Genomic DNA, 23,636 nt, shown 5'->3' on the forward strand with positions numbered 1-23,636 from the left:
TCTTCGCAGACGCAAAGCGCCCGTTCGGGGGAATGAAAAAGTGGAATCCACTGGTTTCAATAAGCAACATCCCGAAAAAACGCCGGGTAAACCCGCTGTGGCTAAAGTTTAATCCCTTTACCGTGACAGCTTTTGAGGGCTCACCGCAGGCAAGAATTGCCTGCGGTGAGAACACCCTCTTCAGCTCAGTCAAGCCGCTCTCGTTTTGTAACTCTTCGCACGACGATCACCGAAGCAATCGCCTTCAAGAGATTCGTTCAAGAGCCACCGGGATGAATCGGGTGCCCAATATAATGGGTATAAACCAAAATTTTGGATAGAATTCCCACTTGATTATCCTCATAAGTCGGCCTTGTAAAAATTTCGGAATCCATGTACGAAAATTTTATCGCACGAACGCTTCTTTTTCCTGTTTCTCAGTGGTGGAGAAGGAGCGCACTGTGTCGATATCGTATTTTTTGCGAAATCGCCGGTATTGCGGGGAGTAACATATTGGTTTTATAGTATATGAAACCAGAAATGGCATGACTTTTGCCTTTGTTCGGCGGGAGGCTTTAATATATTGGTCTTGGGACAACCCGGCAGGATTTAGGCCCTTTACCAGAAACATGCACGCTTTTGCGTGTATATTCGCCGAAGGTGAAAGATGGCTTTTATGTCCCAGCATTCCAGCATCCGGCTTTGCCGGATTAGGTGAAAACATATTATTGCCGATGTATGGCGGCAGAAAAAAGGGGCTTTGATTCATGCAGTGGAGTGTCGGAAAAATAATCAGCAAATGGGCGATGCTGACGCCCGAAAAAGCGGCCATCATCTATGAAGATGAAAGGATATCATATCGATCACTTAATGATGCGGCCAATCAGGTCGCGCATTTTTTTACGGGAAAAGGCCTTAAAAAAGGCGATCGGGTTGCGGTGAACCTTTTTAACTGTCCGGAGTTTCTGGCGTGCTATTTTGCCGCGGCAAAACTGGGGTTAATTTTTGTTCCCTTAAATTTCAGAATGGTTTCCAGGGAACTGGCCTATCAGTTGAATAGCTGCGGTTGCCGGCTTCTTGTATTTCACGATGAAACTCAAGATGAGGTGGCGCTGATCAGATCTTCCGTTTCAGTCGAGGCGGACAAGTTCGTCTGGCTTCCATCCTTTGAAACGAATTTCGACGGCCCTCCCGAGTGGGCGATGGATTATCACGCATCTATCGGCGGCTATCCAACAACAGAACCCACGCCGGATGCGCCGGTCGATTTGGATGATCCCCTTCTTATTCTGTATACCTCTGGTGTCACCGGGGATCCGAAAGGCGCCGTCATTTCACACGGTCAGACCTATTTCAAGAGCTTTCAGTATATTATTCTTGCGGATATGCGGGGGGATGACATCTTTCTGTCCCAGGCGCCTCTTTGCCATTCGGCGGGTCTTGCGGTAACGGCGACACCGGGGCTGTGCCGAGGGGTTACGCTGCTGATGCGGAAAAAATTCGATGCCGAGCAGTTTGGAAAAGACATTGAAACCTACCGGGCAACGATTGTTTTCGGACTCACGACCATGTTTCGCTTTGTGCTGGAAACCGGCGTATTGGATCGGATTGATCTGAACAGTGTTCGGGTGGTGCTTGGCGGGGGAGAAAGGACACCGGCAACGCTGTTCAATGCGTTGGCTGAGAAAGGGTTGTATTTACAGATGGGCTTCGGCCAAACGGAAAATTCCGGCATGACATCGGTGCCGAAGGAATTTGTCCTTTCAAAAAAAGGATCTTGCGGACTTCCCAACTTTTTTACGGAAGTGTGGGTGGAGGATGATCAGGGGGATCGATTATCGCCTGGTGAGATCGGCAATATAGTTGCCAGCGGTCCGAATGTGATGACCGGCTACTGGAACATGCCGGAGGAAACCGCCGCCACCATCGTGAACGGCAAACTTTTCACGGGGGATCTGGGATATACGGATGAAGAGGGGTTTTTATACATTGCCGACCGGGCAAAGGACATGTATCGAAGCGGCGCCGAAAATGTTTATCCGGCTGAAGTGGAGCGGGTATTGGGGGATCATAAAAAAATAGAGAATGTCGCCATCATCGGTGTGCCGGATGAGAGATGGGGGGAGACCGGAAAGGCCTTTATTGTTTGCAAGGAGAATGAGACCTTGACGCAAGAGGAGGTGCTTGGATTTCTCAAGGGAAAGGTGGCGCGGTATAAGTATCCAAAGCATATAGAATTTATAGAATCCCTGCCGTTGACGGCCTGGGGAAAGGTTAAAAAAGGAGCTTTAAAGCGAAGCTTCCTTCAAGAAGGGGAAAGGTGTTTGAAATAGGGTATAAATTTTTTAACTATAGGGTTACAAAAAATAATTGAAAAACATAAACAATTATAATAAGTGTTTTTTGATTATTGCATAAAAAGCCCGCCATCACGGTTTTGGCTACCTTATCTTGTAGTCCTGAACTGAACATTAGCCAAAATACTGTGGCCCGCAAATTTAATTCCATTTTTTGCAAACAGTCGTTACTGTGCACGGGGTCAAACTGCTTGGCATCTATGGAAAAATACAATTGTTGTAAATTTTTAATATTTAGGATATAATAATCCCTTTTAATCGGCAGACTATTTTTTCAAGAAATGATAACAGGTTTTAAAATAAGTGATAAGGCGTTTCAAGGCCGTTTGGGAATCAGCCCAATACGGATTAGCCGTGGTTGTCAAATTACCTTGATGTATCCGTTAACACATAAAAAATTATGTGGAAAAATCTGATATGTCATCCATGCGCATCTTGGTTGCTGCGAGGTGCGGCTGAATAGTTAACCATGATTTGATGAACCGGATAATAAAACTTAGAACCATTTTTTCGGTAACGAAGGAGAGCGATTATGCAAAACACATCAAATGAAGTGGTGCTGATAAACGGAGTCTCGGACGAAGTGGGACAGAGCATTGGTTTGAGCTTCGGGGGAAAAGGCGCAAGCGTTGTGATTGCCGGCAGTGACAAAGCGTCGGTGGACCAAACCGTCGCGCAGATCAAAGAGGCCAAAGGAGAAGCGATCGGATGTGTTGTGAATCCATCCAATGAGGGTGAGGTGAAGGCGGCGGTGAAGAAAGCTGTTGACACTTATGGAAAACTCGATGTGCTGGTGAACAATATTGCGGTAAAGGCCAATGTACTACAGGGCAAGAAAACGACCGATCTGACCCAGGCCGACTGGAATAAGACGGTAACATCCGGCACGGACCCGTTGTTTCTTTTCTGCCGCGAAGCCGTATCGGTCATGCGGGAAAAGAAATATGGGCGAATTATTAATATCGGCAGCCTATACTATCTTGGATGGCCGAAAGTGGCGAGTCTTTCCGCCGCGAATGCGGCAATTTACGGTTTTACCCGTGCGTTGGCGCTTGAAACCGCCATCGACAATATCACGGTAAATTCCATTGGCGTAGGTGATTTGGCGGATGCCGGCTTATCCGAAGAGGAAACGGCCAAGCTGAAGGGCAGCATTCCGATGGCGCGGCTCGGCAAGCCCGAGGATATTGATAACGCTGTTGAGTTTTTTGCATCGCGATCCGCCAAATACATTACGGGGCAGACACTCTTTGTTTGCGGCGGGAAATGCATCCATTTTTCTATGTCGATATGATGCATCGTAAATCAAAAATATCCGATAATAATGGAGGAATATAAAATGGGCATTGAAAATAGGGTCGCACTCATCACCGGATCTGCAAGTGGTATGGGAAAACAGACCGCCCAACGAATGGCGGAAAAAGGTGTTAAAGTCGTCATCAACGATGTGGTTGCTGAGAAAGTCGAAGAGACGGTCGGTGAATTCAAAAAAGCCGGTTTTGACGTCATTGGACAGGTCGCGGATATCTCCGATAAGGCACAGGTAGAAGCCATGGTTAAGGCGGCGGTCGATGCTTTTGGCTCAATTGATATCCTGGTTAATAATGCCGGTGTGGAAATTATCGCCCCGTTGAGAAAGGTTACAGAGGAAAACTGGGATTTTGTCTATAAGGTCAATTTAAAAGGTTCGTTTCTGTGCAGCCAGGCTGTCCATGGGTATATGGTGGAGCAGAATCGCGGACGGATCATCAATATCGCCTCCAGAGCCTGGTTGGGCGGTGCGGGGCAGGCCGGCTACTCTTCGGCAAAGGCCGGCATGGTCGGATTGACACGAACCCTTGCGCTCGAACTGGGTCGGAAAAATATCACCGTCAACTGCATTGCGCCGGGATTGATCTATACCCCGATGTGGGACCACGCGTCCAAGGAACAAATCGCCGGCTTGTTGAAAAAGCAGCCGACCGGCACCTTTGGGGAAGCGGATGATATCGCCAACGCCGTCATGTTTTTTGCCGACGATAAAACCAGTTTTGTCACCGGACAGGTGTTTTACGTCTGCGGTGGCAGAAGCCTGTATGCCGGATGATGGGGAACCAGTTCATTGCTGCCGTAAGGCTTGATTCCACTTGCAACATGGCATCTTAAAAGCGAGGAGTACGACGATGACGGAAAACGGTTCTCTCAGTAATTTAAAGATACTCGATTTCACCGGCGTTTTGGGCCCCTATGCGGGGAAGCTGTATGCCGGTGTCGGGGCGGATGTCATTCACATTGAGCCCATCACTGGCGATCCGCTTCGAAATATCGGGCCATTTTTTAAAAACATTCCTGGAAAGGATAGAAGTCTTCAGTTCCTTTATTACAATGCCGGTAAAAGAGGCCTTGCTCTCGATATAAATAAGGACGAAGGCAAGGACATTTTTCTGAAACTGTGTCAGTCTGCCGATTTGCTGCTTGAAAGTTTTGACGCGGGCGTCCTGAACAGCATGGGACTCAGTTTTGATGTGTTGAGTGCGGTCAATCCTAAACTGGTGCAGACGTCCATGACGCTGTTCGGTGCGACCGGGCCCTATGCCAATTATCCGGGATCGGATTTAACCTGCTCGGCGTTGAGCGGGTTTACCTATCTTGCTGGAGATAACAACGACAAACCGGTCAGAGCGCCGGATGACCAAGCCTACCAGACGGCAGGGGCACATGCGGCGGTTGCCAGCGGCTTTGCCCTCTATTTTGCCAAAAAGACCGGTATCGGTCAGTTCGTTGATATCGCCGCAATTGAGTCGGTAGCGTCCGCCCATGAAAATGCGGCCCAGTTCTGGGATCTTGAAGGCGTGATTCGCAGATCTGCGTTTGGGACCCTGGCCGGCGGCGGGCTTTTTAAATGCAAAGACGGATATATTGCCTTGGTAGCGGCGATGGGTAATAAAAACAAGCAGATGTGGGATCCATTCGTTAGATGGATGAAAGAAGAAGGGGTTGAGGGATGGGAGGCCTTTGATGATGAAAAGTGGCTGGATCAGAATTTCAGACGGGAACTCAAGAATTACGAAATTTTCTGCCGCATTTTTGAAGCCTATACCATGAAGCACACCAAGCTGGAATTGTACGAAAAAGGGCAATTCTACAAGGTGGCGACCACGCCAGTGAGCAACGGAAAAGATCTGGTTGAAAACCCCCAGTTAAAGGCCACCGGTTTCTTTCAAACGGTAACCCATGGTTATCTGAAGGATGATGTCACCTTCCCCGGCGCTCCGTACGAGTTCGGTGAAATTCAATGGCGGTTCGGGGGACCGGCGCCCACGCTTGGGCAGCACACCGCCGAGATTTTGCTGGAAGTCGGATACACTCAAAGCGAAATTGATGCCTATGCAAAGGAGGGTACCATCTATGTTGGCTAATATGAAAAAGGCGCTTGACGGCATTGTGGTATGTGATTTTTCCTGGGTCGGCGCGGGGCCAATCACCACCAATATGCTGGGTCAATGCGGGGCGGAGGTCATTAAGATTGAAAGCGCGAAAAGACCGGATATTCTTCGCTTGGGCCCGCCGTTCAAGGATGGAAAACCCGGGGGGTTTGAGCGCAGTGGCTACTTTTCAAACCGAAATCCCAACAAGAAGAGCATTGCCGTCAACATGGCCCTTCCGGAGGCAAGAGATATTGCTGTTCGCTTGATTAAAAAGAGCGATATCGTCATTAACAACTTCCGTGTCGGGCAGATGGAAAAATGGAACCTGGGGTGGGAGGATATTAAAAAAATGAACCCGCGGGCCATTTATGTCACCATGAGCTTGCAGGGAACAACCGGGCCCCACAGCGGATATATGGGGTATGGCGTCAATCTGAATGCGTTGTGCGGGTTGACGGAAAGAGCGGCGGAGCCGGGGAAGGTTCCTTTCGGCACCGGCACGAACTATACGGATCATGTGATGGTACCCACGCACACGTTGTTTGGCATCATGGCGGCCCTGCTTCAGCGGGAAATCACGGGAAAAGGGCAAACGGTGGCTATTTCCCAGCTTGCATCGGCGATTGCGATGAAGCCATCGGATCTTCTAGCGTATTCGTCACACGGCGAGATACTGGGGGCGACGGGATGTTCGGATCCCTATGCGGCGCCGCATAATGTGTATAAAACCCTCGGCTATCGAAGCTGGATTGCCATTGCCGTCTTCAGCGAAGAGGAATGGATGTCGCTCAAGAAGGTCATGGGGCATCCCGCGTGGGCGGAAGATGAAAAGTTTGCAACATTTGAAAAGCGCAAGGAACATGAAGCCGAGCTCAATGAACATGTTGAGGCGTGGACTGAGGGGCAATACAATACCGAATTGATGGAAAAACTGATTCAAAACGGTGTCCGGGCCGGCGTTGTGAATGATGCGCGCGGTGCCATTGAGGATAAGCATCTTCGTGATAGAGGCTTCTGGTCTTATTTGGATCATCCAGTGGTCGGCAAAACACTCTATAATCGCGGTCCATTTGTGTTCACGAAAACGCCCATTCGAATGGAAACGGCGGCTCCCCTGCTTGGCGAACATACGATGGCGGTGTTATCCGACATGTTGGAATACAGCGCTGAAGAGATAGACAAGTTAAAGGCGGCGAATGTGTTGGTCTAAGCGGGAAGGATCAATTCGCCTATTTGAAAGTTGAATGCAGTATTCCTAAAGGAGGGAATCAATGGATTTTTCAATACCAGAAGAATATATGATGCTTAAGGAGTCAATGCGCGAGTTTGTCAAGAGGGAGTTGTTGCCGCTTGAAAAAAGCCATCTTGAACGCGAGTTGAGAATGTATGCGGATGGGGGCCATTTACTTCCGGATGATGTCAACCAAAGGCTGATGGCCAAAGCCAAGGAGCTGGGCTTTTGGGGCATCGAGGTGGATGAAAAGTATGGCGGTCAAGGGTTGGGAATGTTGGCCAAGACGCTGGTGGTTGAGGAATTGTGCAAGTCCTACATTGGATTTTATGGTTTCACATTGCCGCCGGATGCGCCCAACCTTTACTATTTGGCGGATTGCTGTAAGGGAAATCAGCGCGAAAAATATTTTACTCCCTATTGCAATAATGAGTTGGAATCTGCCATGGCGTGCACGGAGCCGGATGCGGGCTCCGACGTGAGCGGTCTTAAAACCACTGCGGTTCGCAAGGGGGATAAGTGGATTATAAATGGAACGAAAACCTTTATCAGCAAGTGTGATTACGATAATGTTTTTTTTATTCTGATAGCCGTCACGGATAAAGAGGCCAAGCAAAAGGATCGATTCACGGCGTTTTTGGTTGACAAAAACACGCCGGGTTTGCGGGTCGGGCGTGAAACACCGGTTATCGGGCCGCTGCGGACCTGGGATCTGATTTTGGAAGATGTCGAACTTGGGGATGATGCGATTTTGGGTGAAATTGGGCAGGCATTTGTACCCCTGCAAAACCGTTTTGGCGTCCGCAGAATCGAGTTGGCTTCGCGCTGCACCGGAATGGCTGAGCGGTTGATTCAGATGATGATTGACCAGGCCAACACACGGATAACCTTTGGAGAGCCGCTGGCCAATCGGCAAACTGTCCAAAACTGGATAGCGGATTCTACGATGGAATTGGAAACCGTAAGATGGTTTTTGTATTATGCGGCATGGAAATCCGACCAAGGGCATAAGGACCTGCGCATTGAAGGCGCTTCCCTTAAGACACTGGCGACGGAAATGCTTTCTCGCGTTGCCGATCGTGCGATTCAGGTCCATGGCGGATACGGGGTTTCCAAAGAGTTGGGTATCGAGTATGTTTATAGAATCGTGAGGATTTGGCGAATTCTCGAAGGGCCTTCCGAAATTCATCGATGGTCGATTGCCCGGCAATTGCTTAAAGAGAAAAAACCCTACAATACCTTTATTGTGGCAAAAGAAGACTAATCAGACGCTATTTGAAAGGAGATAGACCCATGCCTGTTGAATTTAAAAAAGAAAACCATGTTGCCTATGTCACATTGAACCGCCCGGAAGCGATGAATTCCCTGGACCCCGAATCACTGGCCCAGATCAAGCAGATTTTGACCGATATAAAGGCGGATCATGATGTTCGTGTGACCGTATTGACCGGCGCCGGAGAAAAAGCGTTCTCAACCGGCACGGATATGAAAAAAACAAAGCCGCCCACGGAATGTATGGCGGCAGTTTTTTTGAAAGATGAGCCGATGACGCCGCTGCCCTATTTCAATATGTGGAAACCCCTTATTTGCGCGGTAAACGGTTTTGCGGTTGGCGGCGGCATGGAAATGGCATTGGCCTGCGATATTCGAATCGCCAGCACGAATGCGAAATTCGGCTTGACGGAAGTTAAAGTCGCCAGCCTGGCGGGTATCAACGGCACTCAGGCCATCGGGCGGGTGATTCCCCATGCGGTGGCCATGAAAATGTTGCTGACCGGTGAAATGATCGATGCGCAGGAAGCTTACCGGGTGGGGCTTATCAGCGATCTCGTCGAGCCTGCCGAACTGATGCCAACGGCCAAGAAAATGGCCGAGAGAATCGCTCAGAATGCGCCGCTGAGTGTTAAAGCCGCAAAAATGGCGGCGGTTCTCGGCAAGGATATGCCTTACGAACACTCTCTTATGTATTCTCAACTCTTGTGGGGTGTTCTTCGGGATACGGAAGACCGAAAAGAAGGGTTCACCGCCTTTGCGGAAAAAAGAGCACCGGTGTGGAGCGGTAAATAAGCACGAAACCGGCGTGTTGTTGACATCCTGATGTAGCCGGTTTTCTATCTGAACCTCAACTTCCCGAATGAAATTTGAAACAGGTTGAATCCGGGAAGTTGCGCTTTCAAATAAGGGACCAAGAATGGCTTATATCGAGCAGGCGGGATGCGTTTTTTAGCATGCGTTTCCGTGTTGAATTCTACGCAACCCATCTGCTGATAGTAAGGCGAGGGGAGTTTTGGAATAATGCATATAGCGGTGATGGCAAAGGTCGTACCGGATTATGAAGTCCCAGCTGGGGATTTTGAGTTGGTCAATGGCCGGGCTAACTCTCGATACACGCGAATGATCGGGCTTTATGATGAAAACGCCATAGAGGCCGGCGTTCAGCTCAAAGAAAAATACAATGCGTCGCTGAGTATCATATCCTATGGGAAAAGCGATGATGTTTCCATTCTAAGAAAAGCCGTTGCCATGGGAGGGGATAATCTCAACCTGGTGATGGGTGATTCGGATGATCCATATGTGATTGCGGCCAATTTGAAAATGGCGCTTGAGAAGCTCGGGAATGTGGACCTGGTGCTGGCCGGCCAGCAGTCGGCCGACATGGATCGGGGGATTGTTCATAGCATTCTTGCGGAAATGATGGGGTATACCTTTTTGCCCAAGATTGCCTTTATTGAGTCGGACGCGGGTGCCTGGAAAGTACGGCAGATTCACGAAAACGGTAGCCGGGAGTTGAAATTTGCCGGCAAAGGGGTGCTTTCCATTACGAGCATTCCTGAAAACGTGCCGCGCATTCCCGCGGTACGTGCGATTTTTGCCGCCAAAAAGAAACCGGTGGACAAAATGGATGGGATCGCGGCCGCGCCCATGAACGTTGAAGAACTCTCCGTGAGTATCCCGAAAATGGAATCGGTTTGTGAGTTTTTGCCGATTGACGATTTAGGGGAAACCGCAAAAACCCTTTTGGCTAAACTCAGGGAGGGCAGATATCTATGAAAACGCTGATCATCGAGATTATTGATACAAAGAGAATTGGAGAGCTGGTGACAGTCGGCCGAATTTTCGGCGGATCACCGGATATTTTGGCGTTGGGAGCGGGTAATATTCCCGGAACATATGGCAACGCTTATCAGACGGACCAGTCGGTAGCCGCCAATCTGGTTGCAGCGGCTGCTGAGCTGATCGGCCAGCAAGGCTATGAAGTGATTTTGATGTCTGCTACCACGGTCGGCGCCGAGATCGCCGGCCGTCTCAGTGTCTGCATTAATGCACCGGTGCTTTCTGAGGTCATCGCGATTTCACCGGATATGACGGTTACGCGTCCCATTTATGGCGGAAAGGCTGTGGCGGAATATAAGGTCAAAAAAACGCCTGTTATTTTAACGGTTCGCAGGAAATATTTTGAATCAGCCGTGTTGGACGGCACTACAGCCGGAACACCGTTGCCGGTTAAAGAGGCAGCTGTTCAGTTTTTATCCGAAGAGGAAATCAAAGCTGAAGGCATTCCGCTTGAGGATGCGGAAATCATCGTATCCGGCGGCCGGGGAGTCGGCAGCGCTGATAATTTTAAAATGCTGCATGAAATGGCAGGGATTGTCAATGCTGCGGTGGGGGCATCCCGCGGCGCCGTGGACGAGGGCTGGGCCGCTCCGACCATGCAGATTGGGCAAACAGGCAACATTGTTGCGCCCTCGGTTTATTTTGCGATCGGCATCTCCGGCGCGAGCCAGCATTTAGCCGGCATTGCCAATGCCAAATGCGTCGTGGCAATCAACAAGGATGAGGAAGCGAATATTTTCAAACGAGCGCGTTTCGGCATTGTGGCTGATTACAAAAATGTTATTCCTGCATTGACGAAGGCGTTGACAGAGGAGAAGTAGATGGGCCGGATCCCCTATTGGAATATCAGTTATGGCTTATTGATTGATGCCTTTGCACTGCCAGCGGTGGCGCTCCTGGTGTATGGTTTGTATGCTCACTGGAAAAAAATACAGCATGGCAAGGAGAGAGTGAAACCGAACCTGCCGCCGCTACCGGGGAAAATAGGGCCGGTGTATATTCATGCGCTGATTACCAAGGGGATCTTAGGTTCTAAAATTTATAGAAAGATTTTTACTGGAATTGCACATGGATTTGTATTCTGGGGAATGGTGTTCCTGGCGATCGGCACGGGGCTTGTGATGCTGAACATCTATTTAAAAGTGCCGGTGTTTGAGGGTGGATTTAACCGGTGGTTTATGAGCTTTTTCCTAGATCTGGCCGGATTGGTGGCGCTTGGTGGGTTGATATTTTTATTCATGAGGCGTCTGTTTGGCCCTGAGCGGCTGCGCCAGCCAAAGGAACGGCTTGGCTTTGTGCCGCAGATATGCCTTCTCGGGTTTGTGATCGCCTCTGGTTTTTACATCGAGGCGCTCCGAATCGCCGCCAACGGACCGGACCCCTATTCCTTTGTCGGCAATTTTTTGGCCGGTTTTTTTCCGATGGGCAACAACGGCCTTCACAGGGTGCTTTGGTGGACGCATGGATTAATGGCCATGGCCTTTATCGCCTATATCCCATTTTCCCCCATGGTGCATATTGCCTTGGCGCCGACCAACGCGGCGCTGGCCAATCCGAAGCCGGGTACGAGGATGGGGGTGATCGATTTTTCATCCTTTGACGATGAAACCGCTGAAGAAGTGCCCACCTTGGGCTGTGCCAAGCTCACCGACTTTACGCGCAAGCGCTTGCTCGACTATGACAGTTGCCTTTGGTGCGGCCGTTGTCATGAGGTCTGTCCTGCCGCATCCACCGGAAAGTCGTTGTCGCCCAAGGGCGTTATGGTCACGCTTGCGGAGAAACTGCATAGCGGCGGATTTGATGATGAAGGACTCATCGACGAGGTCGGCATGGACGCTATTTTTGCCTGCACGACCTGTACCGCGTGTATGGAAGCTTGCCCGGTGTGTATTAACCAGCCAAAGACGATATTGAAGTTCAGGCAAAATCTCGTGATGGAACAATCCCGAATACCGGAACTGATGGGTAAGGCCAACAACAGCCTGGAGCAGCGCCAGCATCCGTTCTTTGGAACCGGTTCGGGGCCCAAGGACTGGTGCAAAGGGCTGGACGTGCCGATTTTTGAAAAAGGTGAGACCGAGTATTTGCTCTGGATAGGGTGTGCGCCAACCTATGAGGAAAGATCTCAAAAAATCGCACAGGCCATGGTTGAGATACTGCAAAAGGCCAACATTTCCTTCGGCATTTTAGAAGAATCCAGATGTACCGGGGATCCGGCCAAGCAGATGGGAAATGAGTTTTTATTTCGTGAAATCGCATTACAGAACGTGGAAGAATTTTCAGAACTCGGCGTGAAAGATATCATCACCCTGTGCCCCCATTGCTACAACAGCTTTTCACGACATTACCCGCCGCTTGGCGGCGAGTACAATGTCATACCGCATTCCGTGTTTCTCAATGAGCTGCTGGAAAAAGGCAAGATCAAGATAGACAAAAAGAATCAAAGCATTTGCTATCATGATCCCTGCTACCTCGGTAGACGGAATGGATTTTATGATGCGCCCCGTGCGGTACTTGGGAAAGCCGGCAATTGTATTGAGATGCAACGGCATAAGAATAACAGTTTTTGCTGCGGCGGAGGGGGCGGAAACTACTGGGCGGAAGAAGAAGGGACACGCATCAACAGAAACAGGGCCAAAGAGGCTTTTGAAACATCCGCTGACATTGTTGCCACTGCATGCCCGTTTTGCCTGGCAATGTTGACCGATGGGATGAAAAGCGTGACAGATGAGCAAAAAGTATTTGATATCGCTGAGATTATTAATGTGGCAATGAGTTAGGGGACCAAGATGGCTGTATAATGCACGATGTAAGATGACTTGAATCACTCAGGTTTTGAGGCCAAAGACTCGACTCGCGAATTGCATTGTTATTTTGCCGAATAAGCCAAACTGCGACGGTCAGCATTATTCTGCATCATTTACCCCTATTCCCTCAAGCGTTTCATTTAGGATAGATCGCACCCGAATCGTTATTGGCCCGTGATGGGTGCGATGATTCAATGAAAAGCAAAACGCCGTGCATGATTCAACCATTATTCCCGGCGGGTTTTCCGGGAATGATCACCATGATGGATAACTTAATGGTATGAAAGGAAATATCAATGTCAGAAACAGTCGAAAAAGCACCAAAGAAAAAAAAGGAAAAAAAGCCTGATATTACATTTTTCCGCGAGGATTTGTTCGAAGTGCCGAAGGATGGTTCCCCTCCCTATTTAAAAGGATATCGGTGCAAAAGCTGCGGCCAGATAGACTTTCCCAAGCTTGACACCTGTCCGAATTGCTGGGGAAGAGAATACGAAATGGAACCGTTGAGCCGGAAAGGCACATTGTATAGCTACAGCGAAATTTTCGTTGGGTCGCCGTTAGTTAAAACTCCCTATATTTTTGGATATATTGATCTGCCGGAAGACCTGAGAATTTTTGCGCAACTCAAAGGCGAAGTGGGGTCGTTTAAATGTGATGATGAGGTGGAGGTAACGGTCGGAGAGTTCAGCATGAATAATGACGGGCTGCCGATAACCGGTTATATGTTTAAAAAAGTCGATAAATAAGATCTTATAAGGAGAACCGCATATGAAGTTGGAGCGAGAAGTTTATATAGCCGGTGTGGGGGAAACCCCCTTCAGATTTCATACAAAAGATTTTGATGAATTGGGGCGGGATGCCGCGCTTGAGGCGATGAAGTCCTCAAACATTACGCGCCCGGATTTTATTCAAAGCGCCTACGTTGGCAACCTTGATAACGGCAGCTGCAGCGGGCAGGCCGTGTTGAAAGATTTAGGCATGTTGGGGCATTGCCCGGTTATTCGCGTTGAAAGCGCCTGCTCCGCTGGTGCCATGGCGGTCCATTGCGCCGTAAAAGACGTCACCATGGGAATCACGGATGTGTCTTTGGCGGTAGGGGTCGAAAATCACACCCTGCATCGACAAGCCGGATTCGCGTTTACCGTGCGTGACAGTGACATCGAGGGCAGGCATGGGGCGGTCATGACCGGTAAATACGCCATGCGAGCGCAACGATGGATGTATGAAACCGGTGGTACGCCTGCAGATCTTGCCCAGGTTACCGTTAAGAACCGGCGACATGCCAAGAATAACCCGTACGCCTTGTTTAAAGGGGATATTACGGTTGAAGAAGTTCTGGCTTCACGGATGATCGCCTCTCCGTTGACGCTTCATCAATGCTGCGCCATTGCGGACGGCGCAGGTGCCGTTGTGGTCTGTTCCAAAGACATGATCAAGAAACTGGGGATCGAAAAACCGGTGAAGGTGGCAGGTTCCACCTTGCGTTCAGGGCCTTATCATAACCGTCCCCGGGATATCACGGGCGATGATATTATCGAAGCGACTGTGGAACAACTGTATGAGGAGTCCGGCATTGGACCCAAAGAAGTTCAAATCCTCGAACTGCATGATGCCTTTACCATTGCTGAAATTCTCTATTACGAAGTGATGCAGCTTTGCGGCAAGGGCGAATCCTTGAAATTCCTCAGAGATGGCCAATCCACCTATGGCGGGCAATGCGTTGTCAGCCCGCGTGGTGGCATGCTGGCCTATGGGCATCCGGTCGGCGCGTCCGGGGCTGCGCAGGTTGCCGCCAGCGTTAAGCAGATGAGAGGACAGTGCCCGGGCTATCAGGTAGAACCGTACCCCAAAGTCGCCATGACGCATGTGACCGGCGGCGGTCTCTCCGGAACTGAACATGCGGCCTGCACCATGCACATGCTGACGAGTGCCTGGTAAACGGTTATTTTTTCAGGTGCATGTAGGCTATATGCCTGATGATGTGACAAAAAGCGCTTTAATTTGATTTTTTGACAGGCGAATAAATGACGAAATACGCTGTTATTACAGTAGATATGTTAAAGGATACCTTTAAGAAGCGCGAATCAACGCTTTCGGCTGAAGGCTTTGCGATTCTCCCGGCGCTGAATCAATTGATTCAAAAGGGCCGGGAGAATGGCTGGCCCATTATATTCGCCATGGATAGTTTTTTACCTGAAGATTATTTTTTTACCGGCAGAGTAAAACCCTTTTCGATTCGAGGCACGCAAGGCGCAGAGGTTTTAGATGAAATTGATCAGAAGCCCGGGGATATTTATGTGCCCAAGCGCAGATGGAGCGGCTTTTTTAAGACTGATTTGGATCAGATTTTAAGGGTCAAAGGGATTGACACTGTGATCATTGCCGGCGTAACAACAGGCGTTTGTGTTCTGGCGACGGCACTGGATGCGTTAAGCCACGATTTTCGAGTAATTCTACTTGAAGACTGTTGCGCGTCGGTTACAAAGGCAGATCATCAGGCTGTGATTGAAATTTATCGCAAGAGCACCTTGTTCCCGTATCTGCAAATTATGAGAGCGGATGAATTATGGCAATATCTTGCAACCAATCTATAGGATAACCACACGGGGCTGCGAGTAGAAAACCTAATTATTTAGTATATCTATTTGTAAAATTATTTGTTTTTTTACCTCGTCACTTATGCTATATTCACGCGGTTAATGATGTTGTTAAAAATAACAGCTTAGATTAAAAAAAAATTAAATGGGAGGAATTTTTAATGAGAGAAGCTTTAGTTCAGGGAAAACCGGCGGAAGAGTTTGGATTCAAAGATATTCTTTATACCAAAAAAGATTATGTGGCTACCATCACCTGGAATCGTCCGCAATTTTATAATTCTTACAGCACGTTGGCGCTGACGGAAGTAAAAAGAGCGCTGGAGGATGCGGCCTGTGATGATAACGTTGCTTGTCTCGTTCTGACGGGTGCCGGCGACAAGGCTTTCTGCACTGGCGGCGATGTGGTGGAATATCAGCAAAATTATACCAGCACCCCCAGGGATTTCGTCAAATGGTCGAGAATATGGTTTGATGCCTATTCAGCCTTGATTCATTTGGGAAAACCCACCATTGCCAGAATCAACGGCATGGCAGTCGGCGGCGGGAATGAGTGGAATATTGCTTGTGATCTGGCGGTTGCTGCTGATCATGCAACTTTCCGGCAAGTTGGCACACGCGTGGGTTCCGTAGCGGCTACGGCTTGCACGATTTTGCCCATGATTATCGGCGACCGAAGAGCCAGAGAAGTGCTGTTGTTCTGTGAACCGTATTCCGCCCAGCAGGCGTTGGAATGGGGATGGGTGAACCAGGTCGTTCCCTATGCGGAACTGGATAATGCCGTGGCGGTGATGGCTGAAAAACTGAAAAACAAGTTTACGGATTGTACCCGTGCCACGCTGATCAACCTGAATCTCTGGAAAGACCAGGCACTGCAAAATATGTACCATGCCTTTGATTGGGTCGCGGTTCACTTTAACAGCATGGAATCCCATGAGGGCATGTATTCTTTCGTTGAAAAAAGACAACCCGATTATATGGGACTTCGTGAACGGGCTGCATCCGGCAAAAGCGTGGAGTTTATGTGGGGCCCCAATCAGAAAGAATGCAAAAAATGCAATACGCGATTTTTGCCCTCATATGCTGAATTTTGCTTGAAATGCGGTGAGAAAATCTAAAAAAACTATTCAAACCGTACACCGTTACTACCTGTTTGATCTGTGGAAGCTCGTTTGGCCATTGGATCGGAAAAGGAGGTAAGGTGTACGGTTTAGCCGTTCTATAGACTTTTACCATATTGAAAGGCGCAAGCGAAGAGATGGAAAAAAAATATATTGCTGTCGAAAAAAAGGCGGGGGTGTGTGCGATCACTCATGAGAGAGCCCCTGTTAACTTTTTAAGCATTGAGTCTATGAAGGAATTTGTCGCAGCCATAAAAGATGCGGAGTCCGATGATGAGGTAAAGGTCATAACGATTCACGGCGGCGGCGAGAAATTTTTTTCCGCCGGAGTCGATGTGGGAGATCACAAAACCGCGCAGGAAATGTTTGATACCTTTGACGAGTTGCTTCATTGCCTGATGTACGGGCTCAAACCCAAAATCGCCGTGGTTAAGGGCATGGCGCTGGGCGGCGGCTGCGAGGTCATCGCTTTTTGTGACATGGTCTATGCCTCGGAAAAGGCCAAATTCGGGCAACCGGAAATTAATGTCGGCGTATTTCCGGCACCGGCGATTTCAGTTTTTCCACGATTGGTCGGTCTTAAAAGAACACATGAGCTTATATTGACGGGTGATTTGATTGGCGCTGAAGAGGCAAAGGCGATCGGTCTCATCAACAAGGTGTTCCCGCATGATCAGTTGGAAGCAGGCGTGCGAAAATTAACCGATAATCTTTGTTCGAAAAGCATGGTTGTTCTTCAACTGACACGGAAAGCCATTTTGGCCGCTAAAGACGTGGATTTGAAAACGGCGATGAAGGCAACCGCCGAAATTTATGATAAAGAACTCATGAAAACCGAAGACGCCAACATCGGAATTGAGGCATTCCTGGCTCAAAAAAAGCCGGTATGGAAGAATAAATAGATTGGCGGAAGCATATCGGGAATAATAAACGGTAAAGATTCCGGGATATCCGATTGCCTGCGCTTAATATGGAAATAACAGGAGGGTTATAATGGATTTTGGCCTTAAAGATAAAGTAGCGATTGTCACCGGCGGCGCTCAGGGAATTGGTAGAGTTTTAGCCCGCACTTTTGCCCAAGAGGGTGCTGATGTCGTGATTGGCGATCTAAATGAAGCAGCCGCGCAAAAAGTTATTCAAGAGGTAGCGGCTCTGGGCCGCAAGGCTGTGTTCGTTAATTCGGACGTCAGCAAGCTGGAAGGTACCGATAAGCTGGCTGCCGCGGCTGTGGATAATTTCGGCAGGCTGGATATTATCGTTAACGTTGCCGCTATTTTTCAGTTGGGCAAATTTATGGATACGACACCGGAAGAGTGGCAGAAGGTTCTTGCTGTTGACCTGACGGGTGCGTTCAATTGTGCAAAGTCGGTTCTGCCGAAAATGATCGAGCAAAAGAGCGGCAAGATTATCTTCATTGGCACGGATGCCGCCAGAGTCGGCGACAGCTTTCAGAGCATCTATGCCGCCGCTAAGGCAGGGGTTCTTAATTTCACAAAATCCCTGGCGCAGGATATGGGACCGAAGGGGATTAATGTTAACTGTGTTTGCCCGGCGGTGACGCAGACCGAAGAGAATGAAGCCATTCTGGATAAGCTTTACGGTATCAAATCAAATCCGGATAAGGCAAAGAAAGTTCTTGCAGGGTATCCCATGCGAAGACTTGGGACCGGTGAAGATATCGCTGCTGCTTGTGTTTTTCTGGCCTCAGATAAGGCAACTTATATCACCGGCCAGACACTCAGTGTGAATGGTGGCTTTAGCATGCCGTAAAAAGGGGAGCTGCCGCTCGCCGGATGGCCTTTTTTGATAGTAGGCGGGGTGCACGATTATTCGTTTTATTGGTCGCCCCGCCTTTTTCCCATTCGGCTATCAGTTTGACATCATCTTTTTTGTTGAGGAATAAGCATCGTGGAATTTACATCGATTATTTACGAAAAGAAAGATCATATCGCGACCATTACCCTGAACCGGCCCAAGTTTTTCAATGCCATCAATGATGATATTTTAACGGAAATGGGGTTGGCGCTGGACGATATCACTGCTGATGACGACATTCGGGCCGTTATTGTGACTGGAAATGAGAAGGCTTTTGGTGCCGGTGCGGATATCAAAGAAATTTCCACATTTTCTTCTCCCAGCATCATTCGGAAGTTCGTCGGCCATTTTCAAGAGATTTTTAACAAACTGGAAAATTTGCCAAAACCGACGGTTGCGGCGGTCAGTGGCCTTTGCTTTGGCGGCGGATGTGAGATTACCCTTTCCTGTGATATTCGAATTGCCGCCGACAACGCGCAGTTCGGCCTGCCTGAGATCAAGCTGGCGATTTTGCCGGGCGCCGGCGGTACTCAGCGCTTGCAGCGATTGGTGGGCTCCGGGTACGCGAAACAAATGATTTTTACGGGGGATCCGATTGATGCTGCTGAAGCTTACCGTATTGGACTCGTGAACAAATTGGTTCCGCTGGCATCGTTGATGGACGAGGCCAAAAAACTGGCAAAAACACTTGCTGAAAGGCCGGGTTTTACCCTGCGGACGATTAAGGGCCTGATGGACGCGGGCAGGAATATGCCGTTAAGCGAAGCGCTGAAGCATGAGATGATGTGCTTTGAGAGTTTGTTTGCAACCTACGATCAGAAGGAAGGCGTTACCGCCTTTATCGAAAAAAGAAAACCTGAGTTTAAACATCAATAGCCTACTGCTGTTTAACCGGTGGGTCTTCGGTGTCGAAAGTGTTTTCATGGAACGGCATTTTGTTAGGTTTTTTTCGACACACTTTCGGCAAACCGGGTGAACGGATAAGCGGGCATCCTGAAAGGTTAAGGATATGGCACAAGTCATAGCAGATAGAAGAGACATCGACTTTGTTCTTCACGAACAATTTCAGGTGAGCGAAATGAGCAAGCACGAGTGCTTTGCTGATTTCAACAAAAAGACAGTCGACATGATCGTTACTGAGGCACGGGGGCTTGCGGTTAAAGAGCTGCTTCCGACGCTGAAAATCGGCGATGAGATTGGCGTTAAATTTGATAAAGGGGTGGTGACGACCCCCGATGAATTTAAACGGGCCTGGAAACTGTTGACGGAAGGAGAATGGCTGGCACCCGCCCGCACCCCGGAATGGGGCGGACAGGGAATGCCCGAGACGCTCGCTATGGCCACCCGGGAACTTTTAAGCGGCGGTAACATGGCGTTGATTCTTTGTGCGGCGTTGACGCACGGCGCGGCTCATCTGGTGGAATTGTTCGGCTCTGATGAGCAGAAGAACACCTACCTCAAGAATATGTACACGGGCAAGTGGAGCGGCACCATGCTGCTGACCGAGGCCGAAGCCGGTTCCGATCTGGGCTCACTGACCGCTTCGGCGGTGAAAAATGATGATGGGACCTACTCGATCACCGGGAACAAGATTTTCATCAGCAGCGGCGAGCAGGATCTTACGGAAAATATCATTCATCCGGTGTTGGCGAGAATTGAAGGTGCTCCTGCGGGTAGCCGCGGCATTTCCCTTTTCCTCGTACCGAAGTATCATGTCAACCCCGACGGCAGTCTGGGTGAGCGCAACGATGTCTGGTGTACTGGCATTGAGGAAAAAATGGGGATTCACGGCAGTCCGACCTGTACGATGACTATGGGCGCCAAAGGCCAGTGTATCGGCACCCTTCTCGGAAAGGAAAACAAGGGGCTGGCCCATATGTTCGTCATGATGAATGAAGAGCGGCTCATGTGCGGATGGCAATCGCTGGGCAACACCTCTTCATCTTACCTGCATTCGCTGGACTTTGCCCGGACCCGCGTGCAAAGCCCCAAACCCGGCTCCAACGGGCCGGTGACCATTATCAATCATGCGGATGTACGCCGCATGCTGCTGACCATGAAAATGTACGTGGAAGGGATGCGCAGCCTGCTCTATTTTGTGGCCAACTGTGAAGACCGGAAAACCCTGGCGCAAAGCGCCGAAGAAAAAGAAAGATATCAGGATCTGGTTGAAATTCTGATTCCCGTCGCCAAGGGCTATGTCTCTGATCGTGCGGTGGAAATGTGTAACATGGGCGTTCAGGTGTTCGGTGGCTATGGGTATACCAGCGATTTCCCGGTTGAGCAGCTGCTGCGGGATGTCCGGATCTGCGGAATTTATGAAGGCACCAACGGCATTCAGGCCTTGGATCTGATGGGGCGTAAAATTTCCATGAAAGACGGACAGTTGTTTACGACGCTGTCTGACCGGATCAAAGAGACCCTTACCGAGGCAAAAGCGGTGGCTGCCACCAGTGCACTGGCAACCCAGGTGGAAGCCGCTTTGGATAAACTTGCCGAGGTTGTCTCCCATATTAAAAACGTGGTCGCCGCCGGCGAAGTGGACAAGGCGAATGCCTATGCCGCTAACTTTCTGGTGGCTACCGGTGACGTTGTCACGGGGTGGCTCCTGGTATGGCGGGCCCTTCTGGCCGCAAAAGGACTGGAAGGCAATGCCAAAAGTAAGGATGTTTCGTTTTATGAAGGACAGCTGAAATCCGCCGAGTTCTTTGTTGAATCGGTCCTGCCGGTGACCCACGGTCAAATGACGGCGATCATGAACGGCAAGGGCGTTGCAGTGGATATTTCGGATGATGCTTTTGGCGGAAAATAGCAGCCACTTTATTTTAACCAGACCCGACTCCCATACGCTTTTATTGGATAACTGCGCTATGGGAGTCGGCCATTCAAAATAGAAGGGAAAACAATAATGGACATTAAGAAGATTTGTGTTCTCGGCGCCGGGCTGATGGGAAACGGCATCGTTCAGGTGTGCGCACAGGCGGGATATCAGGTCGCCATGAGGGACATCGAACAGCGCTTTGTAGATAACGGCATGAACAGCATCAAGAAGAATCTCTCCCGGGATGTCGAAAAGGGCCGAAAGACCCAGGCTGAAATGGATGATATTCTCGGTCGAATCACTCCCACCCTGGATCTGAAAGTGGCTGCCGCCGATGCAGATATCGTGGTGGAGGTTGTCATTGAGGTGCTTGCCATTAAAAAACAAATTTTTAATGAGCTCGAGCAAATTGTATCGGATAAGTGTCTCTTTTTCTCCAATACCTCGGGGTTGAGCATCACCGAGATGGCGGCGACGACGAAAAGACCGGACCGCTTTATCGGGACCCACTTTTTCAATCCCGTACCGGTCATGAAGTTGCTTGAAGTGATTAAGGGACAAGAAACTTCTAATGAAACACTTGAAATCGCAAAAGCATGGGGTGCAAAGCTGGGCAAGGAAGTGATTATCGTGAATGAAGCCCCGGCGTTTGCGGTGAATCGAATCCTGTGTCCGATGCTGAATGAAGCGTTTTTCGCGCTGGAAACAGGAGTGGCCACAGCGGAAGATATCGACAAGGGTATGTTGCTTGGCTGTAATCACCCCATCGGACCGCTGGCGCTTTCCGATATGATCGGGCTTGAAACCCTGCTGCGTGTTATGGAAGGGCTGCACGCGGAACTGGGTGATAAATATCGTCCCGCGCCGCTATTGAGAAAGCTGGTAAGAGCAGGTAATTTCGGAAAGAAAACCGGAAAAGGGGTATACGATTACAGCAAGAAATAACTCAATCGGTGGTTGTTGAATCGTGTATCGAGTCGGGTCGACAGGTTAGCCGCGTTATTGTATTGAACAGAAATACCGGCGGCGTATGACTTGGATAGAATGGTTCCAAGCATATGCCACCGGATTGAGTCGGTTGCGCGGTAATAGAAAATAACAATTCAATGCAAGAATTACAGATGAGGAAAGAGCCATGAAGGATGTTGTAATCGTTTCCGCTTGCCGGACCGCTGTCGGAACCTTTGGCGGCAGTTTGCGTGACAGCAATGCGGCTGTTATTGGTAGCGTGGTGATGAAAGAAGCGGTAAAGCGGGCCGGTATCGATCCGGCCATTATTGATGATATTCGGTTTGGATGCTGCATGGAGCATGAGGACACATTGAATGTGACTCGTACTTGCCAGTTGCTGGCGGGCATTCCCGATACGGTAACGGCTGTGACCATTAACCGGGTGTGTATTTCGGGTATGGAAGCTACAATTTCCGGAATGGCTATGATTCAGGCAGGCATGGCGGATATCATTCTTTCGGGCGGTACCGAGCATATGTCCGGTGTGTCCTATACCATTCCGCAAGCCCGATGGGGTGCCCGTTTGCAAGATCAAACGATGGTGGATGGTGTCATGCGCCGTTTGACATGCGGATCGCACATTATCCCGCATCCGGAAACCGCTCCGGTGAATGCCGAAGAGCCGCCGTTATCCCTCTATGTAGGGAAACCTTATGTGATGGGTCTTACCGCTGAATTTATAGCCCAGAAAATGAATATCAGCCGTCAGGAGATGGACGAAGTCGCCTTAAGAAGCCACAACAATGTTGAACGGGCGACGGCAGACGGGAGTTTTGCCGACGAAATCGTTCCCATTGAAATTCCCCAGCGGAAAAAGCCGCCGATTGTTTTTGCGAAAGATGAACATTTTCGGCCGGGCCTTACCATGGCGGATCTGGAAAAACTGCCGCCGGCGTTTGTACCGAAAATCGGTAAGGTTACAGCGGGTAATGCCAGCGGCATCAACGATGGCGGGGCTGCCATGATCATCATGTCCGCGGAAAAAGCCAAAGAACTCGGGCTTCAACCGTTGGCAAGAATCAAAGCGATCGGTCGTGGCGCCTGTCATCCGGCGATTATGGGGTTGTCGCCGGTTCCGGCCGTGAAAGATCTCACGAAAAGAAGCGGTCTGACGGTTCCCGATTTTGAACTGGTTGAAGTCAACGAAGCATTTGCCGGTCAGTACATCGGCTGCGAGCGAGAACTTGGATTGAATCGCGAGATTACCAATGTGAATGGGTCTGGAATCGGTATGGGGCACCCGGTGGGGGCGACCGGCGCGCGGATTATGGTCTCGCTGATTTATGCGATGAAAAAAAGAGGCAACAGCCTCGGCTTGGCGACGCTGTGTGGCGGTGGTGGGGTCTCAATGGCGTGCGCCATTGAAATGATGTAAGCGG

20 protein-coding genes are annotated in these 23,636 nt (G+C 49.6%); all 20 read left to right on the forward strand.

All coding sequences use genetic code 11. The annotated features are described in order from the left end of the window. The first annotated feature begins 746 nt into the window (after positions 1 to 746). Complete coding sequence (locus RBT11_19440) at positions 747 to 2,312, forward strand: AMP-binding protein (protein ID MDX9788957.1); 1,566 nt, start codon at positions 747 to 749, stop codon at positions 2,310 to 2,312. A gap of 556 nt (positions 2,313 to 2,868) precedes the next feature. Further along, positions 2,869 to 3,630: an SDR family NAD(P)-dependent oxidoreductase gene (locus tag RBT11_19445; protein ID MDX9788958.1), complete on the forward strand. Its 762-nt coding sequence runs from the start codon at positions 2,869 to 2,871 to the stop codon at positions 3,628 to 3,630. Positions 3,631 to 3,675: 45 nt separating this feature from the next. Continuing rightward, the gene (gene fabG, locus RBT11_19450) at positions 3,676 to 4,422 is read left to right on the forward strand and encodes a 3-oxoacyl-ACP reductase FabG (GenBank protein MDX9788959.1); all 747 of its coding nucleotides are present in this window, start codon (positions 3,676 to 3,678) and stop codon (positions 4,420 to 4,422) included. Positions 4,423 to 4,498: 76 nt separating this feature from the next. Beyond that, positions 4,499 to 5,734: a CoA transferase gene (locus RBT11_19455; GenBank protein ID MDX9788960.1), complete on the forward strand. Its 1,236-nt coding sequence runs from the start codon at positions 4,499 to 4,501 to the stop codon at positions 5,732 to 5,734. Then, positions 5,724 to 6,953 (forward strand): CoA transferase, encoded by a 1,230-nt coding sequence (locus tag RBT11_19460; protein ID MDX9788961.1) that lies wholly within the window; start codon positions 5,724 to 5,726, stop codon positions 6,951 to 6,953. Before RBT11_19455 ends, RBT11_19460 begins: the two co-directional genes overlap by 11 nt. A 61-nt stretch (positions 6,954 to 7,014) precedes the next feature. Next, positions 7,015 to 8,238 carry an acyl-CoA dehydrogenase family protein gene (locus RBT11_19465; protein ID MDX9788962.1) on the forward strand — a complete coding sequence of 408 codons (1,224 nt, stop codon included), beginning with the start codon at positions 7,015 to 7,017 and terminating at the stop codon, positions 8,236 to 8,238. 29 nt (positions 8,239 to 8,267) lie between these two features. Continuing rightward, positions 8,268 to 9,041 carry an enoyl-CoA hydratase-related protein gene (locus tag RBT11_19470; GenBank protein ID MDX9788963.1) on the forward strand — a complete coding sequence of 258 codons (774 nt, stop codon included), beginning with the start codon at positions 8,268 to 8,270 and terminating at the stop codon, positions 9,039 to 9,041. Between the two features lie 228 nt (positions 9,042 to 9,269). Then, positions 9,270 to 10,025 carry an electron transfer flavoprotein beta subunit/FixA family protein gene (locus RBT11_19475; protein MDX9788964.1) on the forward strand — a complete coding sequence of 252 codons (756 nt, stop codon included), beginning with the start codon at positions 9,270 to 9,272 and terminating at the stop codon, positions 10,023 to 10,025. Continuing rightward, complete coding sequence (locus RBT11_19480; GenBank protein ID MDX9788965.1) at positions 10,022 to 10,909, forward strand: electron transfer flavoprotein subunit alpha/FixB family protein; 888 nt, start codon at positions 10,022 to 10,024, stop codon at positions 10,907 to 10,909. Before RBT11_19475 ends, RBT11_19480 begins: the two co-directional genes overlap by 4 nt. Beyond that, positions 10,910 to 12,868 carry a heterodisulfide reductase-related iron-sulfur binding cluster gene (locus RBT11_19485; GenBank protein ID MDX9788966.1) on the forward strand — a complete coding sequence of 653 codons (1,959 nt, stop codon included), beginning with the start codon at positions 10,910 to 10,912 and terminating at the stop codon, positions 12,866 to 12,868. Between the two features lie 323 nt (positions 12,869 to 13,191). Next, a complete protein-coding gene (locus tag RBT11_19490; GenBank protein ID MDX9788967.1) occupies positions 13,192 to 13,641 on the forward strand; it encodes an OB-fold domain-containing protein in 450 nt (149 codons plus the stop codon). Between the two features lie 22 nt (positions 13,642 to 13,663). After that, positions 13,664 to 14,833, forward strand: coding sequence for a thiolase family protein (locus RBT11_19495; GenBank protein ID MDX9788968.1), 1,170 nt, complete (start codon positions 13,664 to 13,666; stop codon positions 14,831 to 14,833). A gap of 86 nt (positions 14,834 to 14,919) precedes the next feature. Further along, positions 14,920 to 15,489: an isochorismatase family cysteine hydrolase gene (locus RBT11_19500; GenBank protein MDX9788969.1), complete on the forward strand. Its 570-nt coding sequence runs from the start codon at positions 14,920 to 14,922 to the stop codon at positions 15,487 to 15,489. Positions 15,490 to 15,653: 164 nt separating this feature from the next. After that, positions 15,654 to 16,607, forward strand: a complete 954-nt coding sequence (locus RBT11_19505; protein MDX9788970.1) for an enoyl-CoA hydratase/isomerase family protein — start codon at positions 15,654 to 15,656, stop codon at positions 16,605 to 16,607. Between the two features lie 140 nt (positions 16,608 to 16,747). Beyond that, positions 16,748 to 17,512, forward strand: a complete 765-nt coding sequence (locus RBT11_19510) for an enoyl-CoA hydratase/isomerase family protein (GenBank protein MDX9788971.1) — start codon at positions 16,748 to 16,750, stop codon at positions 17,510 to 17,512. A gap of 91 nt (positions 17,513 to 17,603) precedes the next feature. Then, positions 17,604 to 18,380 (forward strand): 3-oxoacyl-ACP reductase family protein, encoded by a 777-nt coding sequence (locus tag RBT11_19515; protein MDX9788972.1) that lies wholly within the window; start codon positions 17,604 to 17,606, stop codon positions 18,378 to 18,380. 138 nt (positions 18,381 to 18,518) lie between these two features. Next, complete coding sequence (locus RBT11_19520; GenBank protein MDX9788973.1) at positions 18,519 to 19,301, forward strand: enoyl-CoA hydratase-related protein; 783 nt, start codon at positions 18,519 to 18,521, stop codon at positions 19,299 to 19,301. Positions 19,302 to 19,434: 133 nt separating this feature from the next. Beyond that, on the forward strand, positions 19,435 to 21,237 hold the full coding sequence (locus RBT11_19525) for an acyl-CoA dehydrogenase (protein MDX9788974.1): 1,803 nt from the start codon (positions 19,435 to 19,437) through the stop codon (positions 21,235 to 21,237). A 96-nt stretch (positions 21,238 to 21,333) separates the two neighbouring features. Then, a complete protein-coding gene (locus RBT11_19530; protein MDX9788975.1) occupies positions 21,334 to 22,191 on the forward strand; it encodes a 3-hydroxyacyl-CoA dehydrogenase NAD-binding domain-containing protein in 858 nt (285 codons plus the stop codon). A gap of 190 nt (positions 22,192 to 22,381) precedes the next feature. Then, positions 22,382 to 23,632: an acetyl-CoA C-acyltransferase gene (locus tag RBT11_19535; GenBank protein ID MDX9788976.1), complete on the forward strand. Its 1,251-nt coding sequence runs from the start codon at positions 22,382 to 22,384 to the stop codon at positions 23,630 to 23,632. The last annotated feature ends 4 nt before the right edge of the window (positions 23,633 to 23,636 follow it).

This window comes from Desulfobacterales bacterium, assembly GCA_034003325.1.
Classification (GTDB): domain Bacteria; phylum Desulfobacterota; class Desulfobacteria; order Desulfobacterales; family JAFDDL01; genus JAVEYW01.

Bases quoted from the DNA above. Each gene is read 5' to 3' on its own strand.
- RBT11_19440 (MDX9788957.1), top strand. From the start codon at position 747: ATGCAGTGGAGTGTCGGAAAAATAATCAGCAAATGGGCGATGCTGACG.
- RBT11_19445 (MDX9788958.1), top strand. From the start codon at position 2,869: ATGCAAAACACATCAAATGAAGTGGTGCTGATAAACGGAGTCTCGGAC.
- fabG (MDX9788959.1), top strand. From the start codon at position 3,676: ATGGGCATTGAAAATAGGGTCGCACTCATCACCGGATCTGCAAGTGGT.
- RBT11_19455 (MDX9788960.1), top strand. From the start codon at position 4,499: ATGACGGAAAACGGTTCTCTCAGTAATTTAAAGATACTCGATTTCACC.
- RBT11_19460 (MDX9788961.1), top strand. From the start codon at position 5,724: ATGTTGGCTAATATGAAAAAGGCGCTTGACGGCATTGTGGTATGTGAT.
- RBT11_19465 (MDX9788962.1), top strand. From the start codon at position 7,015: ATGGATTTTTCAATACCAGAAGAATATATGATGCTTAAGGAGTCAATG.
- RBT11_19470 (MDX9788963.1), top strand. From the start codon at position 8,268: ATGCCTGTTGAATTTAAAAAAGAAAACCATGTTGCCTATGTCACATTG.
- RBT11_19475 (MDX9788964.1), top strand. From the start codon at position 9,270: ATGCATATAGCGGTGATGGCAAAGGTCGTACCGGATTATGAAGTCCCA.
- RBT11_19480 (MDX9788965.1), top strand. From the start codon at position 10,022: ATGAAAACGCTGATCATCGAGATTATTGATACAAAGAGAATTGGAGAG.
- RBT11_19485 (MDX9788966.1), top strand. From the start codon at position 10,910: ATGGGCCGGATCCCCTATTGGAATATCAGTTATGGCTTATTGATTGAT.
- RBT11_19490 (MDX9788967.1), top strand. From the start codon at position 13,192: ATGTCAGAAACAGTCGAAAAAGCACCAAAGAAAAAAAAGGAAAAAAAG.
- RBT11_19495 (MDX9788968.1), top strand. From the start codon at position 13,664: ATGAAGTTGGAGCGAGAAGTTTATATAGCCGGTGTGGGGGAAACCCCC.
- RBT11_19500 (MDX9788969.1), top strand. From the start codon at position 14,920: ATGACGAAATACGCTGTTATTACAGTAGATATGTTAAAGGATACCTTT.
- RBT11_19505 (MDX9788970.1), top strand. From the start codon at position 15,654: ATGAGAGAAGCTTTAGTTCAGGGAAAACCGGCGGAAGAGTTTGGATTC.
- RBT11_19510 (MDX9788971.1), top strand. From the start codon at position 16,748: ATGGAAAAAAAATATATTGCTGTCGAAAAAAAGGCGGGGGTGTGTGCG.
- RBT11_19515 (MDX9788972.1), top strand. From the start codon at position 17,604: ATGGATTTTGGCCTTAAAGATAAAGTAGCGATTGTCACCGGCGGCGCT.
- RBT11_19525 (MDX9788974.1), top strand. From the start codon at position 19,435: ATGGCACAAGTCATAGCAGATAGAAGAGACATCGACTTTGTTCTTCAC.
- RBT11_19530 (MDX9788975.1), top strand. From the start codon at position 21,334: ATGGACATTAAGAAGATTTGTGTTCTCGGCGCCGGGCTGATGGGAAAC.
- RBT11_19535 (MDX9788976.1), top strand. From the start codon at position 22,382: ATGAAGGATGTTGTAATCGTTTCCGCTTGCCGGACCGCTGTCGGAACC.